Origin of the sequence: Heliomicrobium undosum (genome assembly GCF_009877425.1) — a bacterium.
Lineage (GTDB): Bacteria > Bacillota > Desulfitobacteriia > Heliobacteriales > Heliobacteriaceae > Heliomicrobium > Heliomicrobium undosum.
This window is the reverse complement of the sequence record NZ_WXEY01000012.1, coordinates 73,036-87,469: the sequence shown is the minus strand read 5'-3', so window position 1 is coordinate 87,469 and position 14,434 is coordinate 73,036. Positions and strand designations below refer to the sequence as shown.

Sequence of the window (14,434 nt, the reverse complement as noted above, 5' to 3'; positions counted from 1 at the left end):
ATCGAAGAATTACATCAATGGTGTTCATCACGACGAAGTAGGCGATCAAAGAATACCGCGCCTTCTCCCAACCGAAGACAAAACCGGCGGTTTATTTCATTCTTCGCAGCGAAACTTATACCCGCTCACCATGGATGACAAGGTGCCATTTCGGGCGAACATGTCATGGCGCAGAGACAGATAGAGGTGAACGACCACAAAGCCGACGATCCCCCAAGCCATCAGGCGGTGCAGCATGTGGATGGTGTAACTGGGGCCGAGGACTTGAAAGACCCACTGTAAATTGCCAAAGAAACCGTTCGGGTGGAGTTCTCCATACATGGCAAATCCCGTCAGCGCCATAAACACCGATCCCACCATGATGAAGCCGAAGTAGGCCAGATTGGCTACCGGGTTATGACCCAGGTGTTCGTCTTCATGGTGCTTCAAGAAGAGGTAGCTCAACAGCACATCGATGAACTCCAGCCAGAATGCCTTTTGCCAGGGCCAGTGGTGGCTGCGGGCATACTCGTTGCCAACGAAGGCCCAATAGAGGCGGAACAGGTAGTTGGCGATGAAGACGTAGCCGGCAGCGATGTGGATCACGAAGGCATAACCCATGAAAAAGTGGGTGGCCGCTTCACCGGTAACCACGGCCGGCCGGAGCATCGGGTTGCCGATATAGAGGCCCGACACCATCAACAGGACGATACAAAGGGCATTTATCCAATGATAGATGCGCACCGGCAATTCCCACACGTACACCGTGTTCAGGCATTTGAGGTTTTTCGTATCCCTCATGCCACTCCCCTCCTTAGCGCAGGATTTCCACCTTTGTCGTTTGCTGGGTTTCCGTATCGATGATGTGGGCGGCGCAAGCAAGACAAGGATCAAAGGAGTGAATCGTCCGCAACAATTCCACAGGCTGGTCTGCCTTGGCCATGGGAACACCCAGCAGAGAGGCCTCATAGGCGCCATGTTGGCCTTTCAGATCCTTCGGAGAAGCGTTCCATGTGCTAGGCACGACACACTGATAGTTGGCAACCTTGCCGTCTTTGATGTGCACCCAGTGGCTCAAAGCGCCCCGGGGCGCTTCTGTCAGTCCCACACCCTTGCTCTCTTTCGGCCATGTGGAGGGTTCCCATTTTTCTTGATTAAAGGTCTTCTGGTCTCCCGCTTTGACATTGGCGATCAATTCATTGAAAAACTGCTTCAGCCACACGGCGCAGAGCTTCGACTCGATGCCGCGAGCCGCCGTCCTTCCCAGTGTGGAGAAGAGCGCCTCGACGCCGACACCGAGACCCCCAAGGGCCTTGTCTATCTCGTCCTTGATGAAGGCATGGGAAGGCGCATCTTTCTTAGCATAGCCCACGAGCATCCGCGCCAGCGGCCCCACTTCCATGGCATGCCCTTTCCAACGGGGCGATTTGACCCAGGAGTAGGGTTTATCGAAGGAGCCGGTCTCATCCAGGGTCTTATAGGGCGTCTTCGGACCGGTGTATTTGAGGCTAGTCTCTCCTTCCCAGGGATGGAGACCGTTCTTCGAATTCTCGTACCAGGAATGATCCGTGTACTCCAGGATCTGTTGGGGATCACGGGGATCGACGTCAAGCACTTCTGAGAGGTTTTTGTTGAGAATGGCGCCTCGGGGCAGGAGAAATCCCGAAGGGTCGTTGTTCGGGGCTGTGGAAAAATCGCCGAAGCAAAGGTAGTTGCCCAAACCGCCGCCATAGGCGGCCGTATCTTTATAAAACGAGGCAATGGCAAGCAGATCGGGCAGGTAGACCTCCAGTACAAATTCCAGGGCTTCGTCGATGAGCTTGCTGACAAGGTTGAATCGTTCAATATTGATCGCGTTGTCGCCGTCGATGTTGATGGCCGAGGCCATGCCGCCGACCAGATAATTCGGATGCGGATTTTTGCCGCCGAAGACGGTGTGGATTTTGACGATCTCTTTCTGCCAGTCGAGCGCTTCCAGGTAGTGAGCCACAGCCATCAGGTTGGCCTCTGGCGGCAGTTTATAGGCGGGATGCCCCCAATAGGCGTTGGCAAAGATGCCAAGTTGACCATTGGACACGAAAGCCTTCAATTTGTCTTGCACATCGCGGAAGTAGCCGGCCGTCGACTTGGGCCAGCGGGAGATGCTCTGCGCCAATTCGGCTGTCCGCATCGGATCAGCCTGCAGCGCGTTGGGGACGTCAACCCAATCCGGCGCATGGAGATGATAGAAGTGAACGACGTGATCGTGAATATGGATGACCGCCAACATAATCTTTCTGATCAGTTCGGCATTTTTCGGGACGCGAATCTGTAAGGCGTCTTCCACCGCCCGGATCGAGGTAAGGGCATGGGTGGTGGTGCAAACGCCGCAGATACGTTGGACAAGCGCCCAGACATCACGGGGATCCCGATCCCGGGCGATGATTTCAATGCCCCGAATCATGGTGCCGGTGCTGGCCGCATCAATGATTTTTCCGCCTTCCACCTTGGCTTCGACACGCAGGTGACCTTCGATCCGGGTAATGGGATCGACAACAATCCGTTCAGCCACGCTCGCTTCACCCCTCTATTTTGTTTTTGCAGTTTTTTTCATTTTCTTGTTTATCCAGTTGCTTCTTTGTGACGGCCGATAATCCGGCATGAACGGCGGCTCCAGCGATGGCAGCCCCGACGGCAGCGGCGCCGAAGGTGTCCACATTGACCCCGATTTTCAGACCGGGCACTTCTGACAGGTGGTTATACATGGACTTTCCACCGTTATTGTCCCAGAATCCAAACTCCGAACAGCCGATGCAAGGGTGGCCGGACTTGATGGGATAGCTCAGACCGCCGTTCCACTCAAGGTTGGAGCAGGAATTGTATGTATTGGGGCCTTTGCAGCCCATCTTGTAGAGACACCAGCCCTCTTTGGCGCCCTGGTCATCGAAGTTTTCCACAAACATCCCGGCGTCGAAGTACGCCCGGCGGTTGCACTTGTCGTGAATGCGATGACCGTAGAAGACCTTGGGTCGGCCTTGGCTGTCTAGTTCCGGCAACCGTTCGAAGGTAAGCACATGGGTGATGACGCCAGCCATGACTTCGGCGATGGCCGGACAACCGGGAACATTGATAATCGGCTTGTCCTTGATGATGTCCTGGACCGGCACGGCCCCGGTGGGGTTGGGTTTCGCCGCTTGCACACAGCCGTTGACGGCGCAGGAACCCCAGGCGATGATCGCTTTGGCGTGCTTCGCTTCTTCTTTGAGCACGTCGACGGCCGGTCGACCGGCGATGCAGCAATAAATCCCGCCATCTTTGACAGGGATCGCCCCTTCGACGGCCAGTATGTAATTGCCCCTGTTATCTTCTATCGCCTTGGCGACAGCTTCTTCGGCCTGGTGGCCGGCGGCGACCATGAGGGTCTCATGATAATCGAGGGAGATCATGGTCATGATGATGTCCGACGCCTTGGGGTGTTGTGTCCGGATGAAGGACTCGGTGCAACAGGTGCATTCTTGAAAATTGCGCCAGATGACCGGCATGCGCCTTTTCGTTTCAAGGGCTTCGGCAATGGCGCCTGTCGCTCCTGGATCCAGACCGAGAGATGCCGCCATCACGGTACAGAACTTGATAAAATCCCGGCGGCTGACGCCTCGGTTCCGGAGGTACTGATAAAATGAATCCTGTGATGCCATCAAACGCCCACCCCCCAATATTCGGTCTTTTCTGACAAAACAGCGAACAAGGTTCCCATTGTTTTTTGCCTTGTCCACTTGGCACGAAGGAAACTTCGTCGACGCCTAGTTGCAGTTCTTTACACTTATCTTACATGTCAATGGAATGATCCGACAAGTACTTTACCGCTTCTTGTTCAAGTTATCCTTTTCACCGTTCAACTGCAAAGAGGAAGCCCATCTCCTCTCCGGTGGGACACACAGAATAGCCCGGATCAGTGTCCGGGCCATCGTTTTTTCTGGTGCTTTTTTCAGTTCTTTCCCTATTCCCTTTGTCTCTCAAGCTTCTGACAGACCACGCCCCGTCCCTGACCAACAAACAAGGGACTGCCGATCCGCTGGCGCAACCATTCGACAGCCCTGGCAGCCGCCTCCGGCACGGGAAGGCCCAGGGCGAGGCAGGCGGCCAGCGCGGACGCCAAGGAACAGCCGGTACCATGCAGATCAGCCCCCGGCACCCGTTGTCCCCACAGCCAGCGCCGTTCCTCCCGGCTGATCAGCAGGTCGGCAATCCGGACGCCCTCCCACTCGGGAAGATGACCGCCCTTCAGGAGCACCCACTGTACGCCGAATTGAAGGAGTCTTTCCGCCGCGCCGACCATATCGTCGCTGTCTCGAATGGCGATTCCGGTCAATGCCTCCGCTTCCGGCACATTGGGGGTCAGCACGGTGGTCACAGGCAACAGGTCCTCCCGGAAGGCCTCTAATCCGCCTCCGGCCAATAGACTCACGCCTGTGCCTGAACTTAGAACCGGATCAACGACGAGCACGGGAGCGGATGGGACAGGCTCAGCCGACGGAGAGATATATGGAACATGCGCCCCTGTTTTTCCGTATTCCCGGACATACTCGCCCCATAGACGACCCAAGCCGCCGATCACGCCCGGTTGTTGCAGCATGCCCGTCTTCACCACCGGCGGACGCAGATCCCACAGGACATCGCGGACCTGTTCCAGCACCCATTCGGCAGGCAAGGGAAAGAGCCCCAGCACACCGGCGCTCGTCTGGCGCGTCAGCGCCGTGACGGCTGCGCCGCCGTAGACGCCGAACTGCGTCAGAACCTTGAGGTCCGCCTGGATGCCGGCGCCGCCGCTCGGATCAGATCCGGCAATCGTTACTACCTTGGGCAGTTTCATGCGCGATCCCGTTCCTCAACCCAAATATTATGGCTAAAAAAATGGCCCATCGATGAACACTATCGAAAATGATTGTAGCCTTTCGCCGCTAAGGGAACCGCTTCGCCGCCCTTTTCTGCGGGATAGACGGCCATGATCCCTGCCGCTCCGTCGGTCAGTCGTCCTATCACGGTCACATCAGTTCCCGTCTCCCGGCGCACATGATCGATCAATCCGGGGACACGTTCTTCCGGCGCCGTGAAGATCAGTTCGTAATCCTCACCGCCGGAAAGCGCCCAGGCAAACACCTCGCGTCCTTCCCTCCGCGCTAACCGGCGTGCCGCCGGACTGATCGGCAGATTCGCCAGATCGATGCGGGCGCCGCAGCCCGCGTTTCGGCAAAGGTGGTGGACCTCGCTGCTCACCCCGTCGCTGACATCCATCATGGCCGTGACCCCGCCGTGAACGACGAGCGCCATCGCTTCCGCCACACGGGGCGTGGGATCCAGGTGCCGCAACAGCAGAGCCTGACGGTCGGCTTCGCTAATATGGGCTTCATTGCTCTCACTCGCGCCTTTCCCAGCCGCCATCATCGACTCTTCCGAAAGCAAAAGGTGCAGTCCCGCAGCCGAATCGCCCACCGTGCCCGTCACCAGGATCAAGTCCCCCGGTCTTCCCCCGCTCCGGCCGATGGGCGCTTTCGTCGCTAGGCCGAGCAGCGTCACGTTGATCACCCACTTGTCGGAACGGACCGTATCGCCGCCGGCGAGCGCGACACCGAAACGCGCCGCCATTTCTCCCATGCCGGCGTACAACTCTTCCACTTCCTCCACGTTTGCGCCGGCGGGAACGCCGATGGAGAGAAAGGCCCACGCCGGGACGCCGCCCATGGCGGCGATGTCGCTGATGTTGACAGCCAGCGCTTTACGACCGAGCAAGCGCCGCCGTTCCGGCGACCAGAGAAAGTGCACGCCCTCGACCAGCATGTCGGTTGTGACCAGCAGGGGTTTTCCGCCCGGCACGTCGATCACAGCAGCGTCATCGCCGATCCCCAAGCGCAATCCCTCCGGTGGGATGACCGGGGATAAGCCTCCAAGATTTCCGTGGGCAATTCCACAGGGGGCGGCGCCCTGCCATGCCTGGGCCAACCGTCCAATCAGGCCGAACTCGCCAACAGATGCCAAGGATGTCCCCGCTTGTCGCTTTTCGTCCACACGCCTCCCCCGCTTTCTGCCTTTCCGTTTCGGATTAATCTCGCAAGCCGCACCGCTAGCACCCTTTAGAAGCGGCATATGCCCGCGCCACTTCCCCGGCCAGTTCCCTTGCCGCCTGCTCCGGATCGTCAGCGCCCATGATCGCGGAGACGACAGCCACACCTCGCCCACCCGCTGCCACAACGGAAGCGGCATTGCCGGCATGGAGGCCGCCGATGCCCACGACAGGGATGGAGACAGCCCGGCAGATGGCTGCCATCCCCTTCAGGCCGATGCCCGGCGCCTCTGCCTTCGTCGGTGTCGTGAAGACGGCGCTGGCGCCGATATAGTCGGCCCCGGCCTGTTCGGCGGCGACGGCTTCTTCCACCGATGAAGCGGAAATACCGATGCAGACATCAGGACCGAGGATGCGCCGCGCCTCTGCCAGCGGCATATCCTCCTGCCCCAGATGAACGGCCGGGGCATTGACAGCCAGGGCCACATCGAGCCGGTCGTTGATGACGAACAGCGCGCCATAGCGGCGGCAGAGATCACGCAGCGCCCGCGCCTCTTCGACCATCTGCCGCGTTCCCGCCGCCTTCTCCCGGTACTGAACCAGGTTCACCCCGCCGCGCAGCGCCGCCTCGACCTGATGGAAAAAGGACCGGCCGCCACAGGCGCGCCGGTCTGTCACCAAGTAGACCCAGGGGACGTCTTTATGAAAAACCGAATGAAACACCGACCCTCCGCCTTGCTCCGGCACGGGATCGTCCCCCCATTATTTCACTTCAAAAACTCACTTGCCCTGGCCATCCGCGCGGCCCGCTCACCATCCAACCGGTACACGGCGTCAAAGAAAGCCGTTTTGAAACTCATCGGCCCCCGCGGTTCCGGCCAAGTCGGCCCGGCCTCCTCTAAAGGCGACCGTCCGGCGGCGATCTCCCCGGCTGCCCCGTAGAAGGCCAGCGCCGCAGCAGCCGCCGCGAGGGGAGCCTTTTCGACGGCGCAGAAACAGCCGGTCACCGACGAGGCCATGCACCCTGTTCCCGTCAGACGCGCCATCCAGGCGTCGCCGTTTTCGATCTTCACGGTCCGCTGCCCATCTGAAACATAATCGACAACGCCGGTCACGGCGGCGACGACGCCGAAGCGCCGTGCCAGCGCCTGAGCGGCAGCGCGGGCATCGCCGCTGACGGCGTCGACACCCTTCACTTCCCCATCCAGTCCAGCCAATACGGCCGCTTCCGCCGCATTCGCCCGGACGACAGCCACCTTCACTGATTCCAGGATGCGCAGGCACGATTCGGTGCGCAGCCGCGTAGCGCCGGCGCCCACCGGATCGAGGATGACCGGCGCGCCGGCGGCATTGGCCGCCTTCCCGGCTACGATCATCGACTCGATCCATGGCAAGGTGAGAGTGCCAATGTTGAGGACGAGCGCCCCGGCGATGGAAGCCAGTTCGGCCACCTCTTCCGGCGCATGGGCCATCACCGGCGACGCCCCTGTCGCCAGGACCATATTCGCGCAGTCATTGACCGTTACATAGTTCGTCAGGTGGTGAACCAGCGGGCGTCTCTCCCGCATGATCGCCAGTTTCCCTGTCAGGCAAGCGCGAACCTGGGCAGGCATCGAAATTCCTCCTCCGGACTCTTCCCCAAAGAAAGCACACAACAGGCGTACACTGCTAGCAGGAACCTGCCGGTCTCCCCAGGTAATCGCTGACGATGCGCATGGCGCAGTAGGGACCACACATGGAGCAGCCGGTCTTGTCGCGCGTGTGCGGGTGCTTGTCAAAGGCCGTCGGATCCATCGCCAGACGGCGCTGTTCACCCCAGTCGAGATCCTTGCGGGCTTTGCCCATCGCTTTGTCCCAGTCCATGGCCCCTTTGATGCCCTTCGCCAGGTCAGCGGCATGGCCGGCGATGCGGGAGGCGATGACGCCCTGGCGGACATCCTGCTCATCGGGAAGACCCAGGTGCTCCGCCGGCGTCACATAGCAGAGGAAGTCGGCGCCGGCTGCCGCCGCGATGGCGCCGCCGATGGCCGACGTGATGTGGTCATAGCCGGGGGCCACATCGGTGACGAGGGGCCCGAGCACGTAGAAGGGCGCTTCTTCACAGAGCCGCTTCTGCAATTTGATGTTCATTTCCACTTGGTCCATGGGCACATGGCCGGGACCTTCGACGATCACCTGCACGCCGGCGGCGCGGCAGCGCTGGACCAGTTCGCCGAGGATCATCAGTTCCTGCACCTGGCCCCGGTCGGTAGCGTCGGCGATGCAGCCGGGCCGCAGCGCGTCACCGAGGCTCAGGGTGATGTCATACTCCTGGGCGATCTCCAGGATGCGATCGAACTGCGCGTAAAAGGGATTCTGGCGCTGGTGGTGGAGCATCCAACCGGTGAGGAAGGAGCCCCCGCGGGAGACGATATCGGCGATGCGGGGGTGCTTGCGCAACCGCTCCACAGCCTCCATCGTCAGGCCACAGTGGATGGTCATGAAATCGACGCCATCTTCAGCCTGCTTCTGAACGCCCCGCAGGATATCCTCCTCGGTCATGTTGATGATGGCGCCCTTCATCTCCTGGGCCTCCACGGTGGCCTGGTAGATGGGCACGGTGCCGAAGGCGATGGGGCAGCCGTCGATGAGCGCCCGGCGCACGCCGTCGATGTCGGGACCGGTGCTCAGGTCCATCACAGCGTCTGCGCCGCACTCGATGCTGATGTCCAGCTTGCGCTTTTCAAACTCGATGCCCGATGTTCCCTTCGAGGTGCCGATGTTGGCGTTGACCTTCGTCCGCAGGCCCCGGCCCACACCGCAGTAGGACTCGCGGGGACGGCGGTTGTTGGCCGGAATGACGATCCGCCCGGCGGCGATCTCCGCCATCAGCGCTTCCGGTTGCCACCCCTCCGATTCGGCCACCTGAACCATCTCGGGCGTGATTTCCCCTCGCAGAGCCCTTTCCATCTGCGTTCCATAATGTCTGCCTCGCTGCATTGCGATTCTCCTCCTCGTTTGATTCTGCCCTGCGCGGATAAAGAAATCCCTTCCCGAATTCAGGAAGGGAATACGCGCGCTAAAAACTCGCGTTATCCGCTTTCCTCCGCTGGCATTCCTCCAGATCAGGTGCAAAGGGTCGACGCCGCTGTCGCCGGCGCCCTCTCAGCCCGGGCATCGTCCAGGCTCCCCTAGCGGTAAACCTTATGAAGTTGGCGATTGCCTGCTATTGGTTCTATTCGACAAGAACAGGGATATTCCTTTTCCCATCCAAATCGGCCCCGCCATAGTCAAAGCATCATTTGCTAATTGCTGTGAACCGCTCCATCGCTCTTGGTTTATTGGTGGGCAACATTGGGAGCGCCTTTTGTTAAGATCACGATTTCCTATCACCTTCCCACGCAAACGGGCAGGATTTTTGTCTGTCGGGGGCGAAATATTTGAAATCGATCCCTAGAAGAGGCACTCCAACCTTTTCTTGCACCTTTTTTCCCAGCTTTCTCAAGTCTTTGCTGACGCCTGCCGACAGGCTTGGGGCCATCTGCGGAACCGAAGAGGCGCTTGTTTTGGGGCCTGTTTCGGGGCTTGCGTTACATAATCTTTACGGTGCTTGTGTTGAGGCCCTTGTCTTCCGTTTTGCATCGACGCCATGACAGAAGGGGGCGGCCCGGTTGAGAAAAGTTTCCATCGACTCTGTTGAGCCGGGCATGATCCTGGCGCGCAGCATCTATAGCGCCGACGGGCGAACCTTGCTCGGCGCCGGTATCACCCTGTCCACGCCCTTCATCCGCCGTCTCAAGGAACTGGGGGTTCCGGCAGTGCTGATCAAGGACCAGGTGATCGGCGATCTGACGGTGCCCGACGTCCTCAGCGAGCAGGTTCGCCTCGCTGCGGTGCAGACGATCCGCCACTCCTTCGCCCGGGTCCAACTGCACGCCGATAAGGGTCTCGAACCGGTTGCCGTCAAGACGGCCACCTCGGCCATCATCGACGAGGTGCTGCGCAACCGCCATGTCATGTATCACGTGGCCGACATCCGCACCTTTGACGACTATACGTTTGGGCATTCAGTCAACGTTTGTGTGCTGTCCGTATTGACGGGCATCGCCATGGGATATAACGAACTGGAACTGTACGACCTCGCCTGCGGCGCCATCCTCCATGATATCGGCAAGATGCTGATCCCCCATGAGGTGCTGAACAAGCCTGGGCGTCTGACCCCGGAGGAGTTTACAGAGATCCGCCGGCACTGCGAATACGGCTTCGAGATCATCCGTCATCAATCGGAGTTTTCCCTGGCGGCCGCCCATGTGGCCTTCCAGCACCAGGAACGCTTTGACGGCTCCGGGTACCCGCGCCAACTGAAAGGCGAGGAGATCCACGAGTACGCCCGCATCGTCGCCATCGCCGACATGTACGACGCCTTGGTGGCCGATCGGGTTTACCGGAAGGGCTACCTCCCCTACCAGGCCCATGAGATCATCCTGGCGGCCAGTTGCCGCGAACTGGACCCGCGCATCTCCCAGATCTTCCTGCAGAACATCGCCATCTACCCCATCGGCAGCACTGTTCAACTGAACACCGGCGATATCGGCGTCGTCGTCGACGTGAACAAGGCCTTTCAAAGCCGCCCCGTCATTCGACTTCTCTACGACGCCGATGGGCTCCCTTTGAAGCGGCCCTATGAGATGGACCTGACCCGCCACCTGACCGTCTTCATCGACAAGGTGCTTTTCGAAGAGCATGTGCGGGAGTTGACGACGCCTCACTACCAGGAAGCAAAATAAAGAAGAGCCTCGGCAAATCGCCGGGGCTCTATTCTTCGACTCACTTCTTTGGTCGAAGCGTTTTTGGCTGAGTCATTCGATCCGCCTAATAGTAATACCAGATGCTCCGGTACGCCTCAGGCGCCTCCCCCCGCTGCGCCAAGGCATGCAAGAAATCCTGGATGGCAACATCGGTGAACAGGAATGGCTGTGGGTCGGACGGCATATCCCAAGGGTAAAACTCGTAGATCCGCCGCCCCCGGCTGTCGACCATGATCACCTCATGATCCTGGCCGGCGCGCAGGTAGTTTTTTCCGAGGCGGGGGATGTTGAAGACGGCTTCATCGGACCGGTTCAGACCGGGCATGAGTCGCGCCTCCTCGGCCTGCTCCTGGAGCAGGCGGGCGATGGGAACCCGGTAGGCGCGCGTTTCCTCCTTGCCTTTGGCGTTGAAGGTATAGTAGGGGTCAACGCCAATCAAGCGCAACAACCTGCGCAGCGCCGCCATCTCGAAGCGCCGGGCGTTTTCCAGCGTAAAGACGCCCTGGTTGTAGACGGGCAGGCCGCGCCGGCGCAAGCGCTGCACGGCTTCAGCCGCCTCGGGCGTCACCTCGTAAGGGTGTTCGAAGTGGGTCATGACGACCACTTCCCGCCGTCCCGGAATCCGGTACGATGCCAGCAGATCGGCGAAGGCCTCGGTGATGCGCATGGGCAGAACGACCGGTGTCCGGGTGCCGATGCGGATGCGCCGGATATGATCGAAGGCGCAGACGGCATCGAGCACTTTTTTGAGCGCTCCGTCGGACATGATGCCGGGATCGCCGCCGGTGATCAGCACCTCTTCCACTTCCGGGTGCTGGCGGAACCAGGCCAGGGCTTTGCTCATCTTGTCCTCGGAGGCCGCCGCCTTCGGCGAGAGGACATCGTCGATCTCCCAATTGCGCTGGCAGTAGACGCAGATCTGGGCGCAGGTGTTGTAGGGCTTTAAGATGGCGATCATGGGGTAGCGACGGGTGATCAGCCGTTCCGGCGACGTGTCCCCTTCGCCCATGAAGTCGAAACTCTTGGAGGGGTCCCCTTTTCCCGCCAAGATGCCTTCCACATAGTCCATCGGTGGCAACACCTGGGCGCGCACGGCATGGTCAAAACGCCGGTGGGGTTCCCGATCCATCAACATCACATAGTAAGGGGTGACCCCGAAGGCGATCCCTTCTGACCGGGCAAGCTCGATGGCTGCCCGCTCCTCGTCGGTGAGATCGACCAGTGCCTGCAAAGCGCCGGCGTCGCGGATCACATGGCGGCACTGCCAGCGCCAGTCATTCCATTCCTCCATCGTCGCCCCGAAATGGTCGAGAAACCGCCGGCGGTCGGCCTCCCGGCGCTCGATGACATCGTTCCGCAAGCCGTGGGCGTACCGTTCGACCTGCTCGAGCACCTGCCGGCCCAACCGGCTCAGCCGCCCATCCCGCCCCGGCGTCACAACCGCCTGCGTTTCATAAAGCCCTGATTTCTCTTTCATTGCCAGGAAAAGATGGCGCATCTCCTCCACAAAAGCCTCGGAGGCGGCTACCGTTTCCCCATGGGCCAACTGAAAAAGAACTTTCAGGGCGCTTTCATGGGTCAGTTCCTCGTTGCGGCGGGCAAAGGTGTTTTTTAACACCTGGATCGCCTTCCGGCTGAGCGCTCGTTCCGCCGGCGCCACAGGCGCCCGGGAATGGAGGATTTTTCGTTCAAAGTCAACCAAGTAATTGAAGGCCCGTTCCCTGGCCTCATCGAGGGTCCGGCTGTGGCAGAGCAGTTCAAAAAAAATCAGGTTCTCCCCCCAGAAGCGCTCCAATGCCCGCAGGAGTTCCCCCTCATGGGCAGCTTCAGGGGGTCGCAAAAGGGCAGTACGATCCATCATGCCATCCTCCTCTTTGTTGTCCAGTTTAAAGAGAAAAAGCCCTCGGCCTGGAGAGCCGGGGCTTTAACGCGCAATGAAATAAGAGCCTGAACAAAATGGTGCAGACTGTTGCGCCCCAACGTACCATCCACGCTGACGAAGTTAGCTGACGGATTCGGGTGGATTGCTCACCCTACCGGCGCAACGGCCGGATTCACCCCAAAAATTGGTTCCCCCGCTCCCTGGCATGCCAGGAATTAAGCGTTCTCGTGGGCGTATGTTGTTATCGTATACAGTATATCAAAGAATTCTCTGAAAGTACACCAATTTCCCCAAAAAACGGAAAGCGGCCCCCTTTGGTGGAGGACCGCTTCTTTGTTCCGTGTCCGAAGTTCCCTTGTGGGGATTCTGTCGCAGGGGTTCCCTATTCACTGGTAACCCTTGCCGGGTATCCCTTTTTATTCGCCGAGCATCTTCTTCAGATCCGCTTCCACGTCGCCAATCAGGTTGAGGCCGAAGTTCTGCACCAGCACGTCGACTACGTTGCCCGTCAGGAATTCGGGCGCCCGGCCGCCCAGGTAGATGTTTTTCACGCCGAGGCTGAAGAGGCCGAGGAGGATGGCGCAGGCCTTCTGCTCGAACCAACTGAGCACAATCGACAGGGGCAGGTCGTTGACGCCGCAGCCGAAGGCGTCGGCCAGGGCCAGGGCGATTTTGACAGCCGAACCGGAGTTGTTGCACTGGCCCAGGTCGATGTAGCGGGGGATGCCGTCGATGTCGCCGAAGTCGATGTCATTGAAGCGGAACTTACCGCAGGAGGTGGTGATGATGACACAGTCCTTCGGCACAGCCAGGGCGAGTTCGCGATAGTACTCCTGCTCTTTGATCGGGGCGTCGCAACCGGCGATGACGAAGAAGCGGCGGATCTTGCCGGCTTTGACGGCTTCGATGATCTGGGGCGCCAGAGCCAGCACGTTCACATGGTGGAAACCGGTCGTCATCGTCTTGTCCGACTCCCAGTTGGCTTCCGGCAGGGAGAGGGCCTTTTCGATCAGCGCCGAGAAGTCGTCATTGACGATCTTGGGCACGCCTTCCAGACCGGCGCAGCCGTAGGTCCACATGCGGTCGCTGTAGGAACCGCGGATGGGCATGACACAGTTGGTTGTTCCCAGGATGGCGCCGGGGAAGGATTCAAAGAGCTTGCGCTGGTCGTGCCAGGCTTTGCCCACATTGCCCTTCAGGTGGGCGTACTTTTTCAGTTCCGGGTAGCCGTGAGCCGGCAACATCTCCGAGTGGGTGTAGATGTTGATGCCCTTGCCTTCGGTCTGCTTGAGCAGTTCGAGCAGAGCGTGCAGGTTGTGGCCGGTGACGAGGATGGACTTGCCCTCCACCTTGTCAGAGGAGACGGCGATGGGGACAGGGATGCCGAACTTGTCTGTATGGGCGCGGTCGAGCAGGTCCATCACCTTGACGGTGGCCGTGCCCACCTTCAGGGCCATGGCCACATGCTCGCCGAGATTGAAGTTGGAGTTGGTCAGCGTCGAATAGAGGGCCTCCTGGGTGATGGCGTCCACCTCAGGGTCGCTGTAGCCCAGTTCGCGGGCGTGGGTCGCATAGGCGGCGACGCCTTTGAGGCCGAAGATGATTGTATCCTGGAGGCTGGCGATATCCTCATTCTTGCCGCAGACGCCGATCTTCGTGCAACCGCCTTTGACGGTTTGCGAGCACTGGTAACAGAACATGGTCCAGTTCCCCTTTCGTTTTTATAACTTAGTAACTTACTTATATAAT

General features: G+C 59.7%; 11 protein-coding genes, 1 pseudogene and 2 riboswitches. Of the genes and pseudogenes, 1 reads left to right on the top strand and 11 read right to left on the bottom strand.

Going from position 1 to position 14,434, the window contains the following annotated elements:
• The 9 genes and pseudogenes from GTO91_RS18675 to thiC form a co-directional block, all read right to left on the bottom strand.
• Positions 1 to 76: pseudogene (locus GTO91_RS18675) on the bottom strand (hypothetical protein); the annotation flags it as partial.
• A 20-nt stretch (positions 77 to 96) separates the two neighbouring features.
• Positions 97 to 780, bottom strand: a complete 684-nt coding sequence (cybH, locus tag GTO91_RS11745; RefSeq protein WP_161258908.1) for a Ni/Fe-hydrogenase, b-type cytochrome subunit — start codon at positions 778 to 780, stop codon at positions 97 to 99.
• A gap of 13 nt (positions 781 to 793) precedes the next feature.
• Complete coding sequence (locus GTO91_RS11740) at positions 794 to 2,530, bottom strand: nickel-dependent hydrogenase large subunit (RefSeq protein ID WP_161258907.1); 1,737 nt, start codon at positions 2,528 to 2,530, stop codon at positions 794 to 796.
• 7 nt (positions 2,531 to 2,537) lie between these two features.
• A complete protein-coding gene (locus GTO91_RS11735) occupies positions 2,538 to 3,653 on the bottom strand; it encodes a hydrogenase small subunit (RefSeq protein WP_161258906.1) in 1,116 nt (371 codons plus the stop codon).
• Between the two features lie 302 nt (positions 3,654 to 3,955).
• Positions 3,956 to 4,828, bottom strand: coding sequence for a bifunctional hydroxymethylpyrimidine kinase/phosphomethylpyrimidine kinase (gene thiD, locus GTO91_RS11730; RefSeq protein ID WP_161258905.1), 873 nt, complete (start codon positions 4,826 to 4,828; stop codon positions 3,956 to 3,958).
• A gap of 59 nt (positions 4,829 to 4,887) precedes the next feature.
• A complete protein-coding gene (gene thiL, locus GTO91_RS11725) occupies positions 4,888 to 6,021 on the bottom strand; it encodes a thiamine-phosphate kinase (protein ID WP_161258904.1) in 1,134 nt (377 codons plus the stop codon).
• A 55-nt stretch (positions 6,022 to 6,076) separates the two neighbouring features.
• Positions 6,077 to 6,739 carry a thiamine phosphate synthase gene (gene thiE / locus GTO91_RS11720; protein ID WP_161258903.1) on the bottom strand — a complete coding sequence of 221 codons (663 nt, stop codon included), beginning with the start codon at positions 6,737 to 6,739 and terminating at the stop codon, positions 6,077 to 6,079.
• 44 nt (positions 6,740 to 6,783) lie between these two features.
• Positions 6,784 to 7,629, bottom strand: coding sequence for a hydroxyethylthiazole kinase (gene thiM / locus GTO91_RS11715; protein ID WP_161258902.1), 846 nt, complete (start codon positions 7,627 to 7,629; stop codon positions 6,784 to 6,786).
• Between the two features lie 55 nt (positions 7,630 to 7,684).
• Entirely contained in the window at positions 7,685 to 8,995 is a 1,311-nt protein-coding gene (thiC, locus tag GTO91_RS11710; RefSeq protein ID WP_161258901.1) for a phosphomethylpyrimidine synthase ThiC, read from the bottom strand.
• Positions 8,996 to 9,079: 84 nt separating this feature from the next.
• Positions 9,080 to 9,198, bottom strand: a riboswitch (TPP riboswitch).
• 468 nt (positions 9,199 to 9,666) lie between these two features.
• Here thiC and GTO91_RS11705 point away from each other — a divergent pair.
• Positions 9,667 to 10,782, top strand: coding sequence for an HD-GYP domain-containing protein (locus GTO91_RS11705; protein ID WP_161258900.1), 1,116 nt, complete (start codon positions 9,667 to 9,669; stop codon positions 10,780 to 10,782).
• 85 nt (positions 10,783 to 10,867) lie between these two features.
• Here the strand turns inward: GTO91_RS11705 and GTO91_RS11700 are convergent, their stop codons facing one another.
• Entirely contained in the window at positions 10,868 to 12,661 is a 1,794-nt protein-coding gene (locus tag GTO91_RS11700) for a KamA family radical SAM protein (protein WP_161258899.1), read from the bottom strand.
• A 118-nt stretch (positions 12,662 to 12,779) separates the two neighbouring features.
• A riboswitch (cyclic di-AMP (ydaO/yuaA leader) is annotated at positions 12,780 to 12,917 on the bottom strand.
• Positions 12,918 to 13,101: 184 nt separating this feature from the next.
• On the bottom strand, positions 13,102 to 14,385 hold the full coding sequence (gene hcp, locus GTO91_RS11695; protein WP_161258898.1) for a hydroxylamine reductase: 1,284 nt from the start codon (positions 14,383 to 14,385) through the stop codon (positions 13,102 to 13,104).
• Between the last annotated feature and the right edge of the window lie 49 nt (positions 14,386 to 14,434).

Excerpts from the sequence above, each read along its gene's own strand:
- hcp (WP_161258898.1), bottom strand. The coding sequence starts at position 14,385 with ATGTTCTGTTACCAGTGCTCGCAAACCGTCAAAGGCGGTTGCACGAAG.
- cybH (WP_161258908.1), bottom strand. The coding sequence starts at position 780 with ATGAGGGATACGAAAAACCTCAAATGCCTGAACACGGTGTACGTGTGG.
- thiM (WP_161258902.1), bottom strand. The coding sequence starts at position 7,629 with ATGCCTGCCCAGGTTCGCGCTTGCCTGACAGGGAAACTGGCGATCATG.
- GTO91_RS11700 (WP_161258899.1), bottom strand. The coding sequence starts at position 12,661 with ATGGATCGTACTGCCCTTTTGCGACCCCCTGAAGCTGCCCATGAGGGG.
- GTO91_RS11735 (WP_161258906.1), bottom strand. The coding sequence starts at position 3,653 with ATGGCATCACAGGATTCATTTTATCAGTACCTCCGGAACCGAGGCGTC.
- thiD (WP_161258905.1), bottom strand. The coding sequence starts at position 4,828 with ATGAAACTGCCCAAGGTAGTAACGATTGCCGGATCTGATCCGAGCGGC.
- thiC (WP_161258901.1), bottom strand. The coding sequence starts at position 8,995 with ATGCAGCGAGGCAGACATTATGGAACGCAGATGGAAAGGGCTCTGCGA.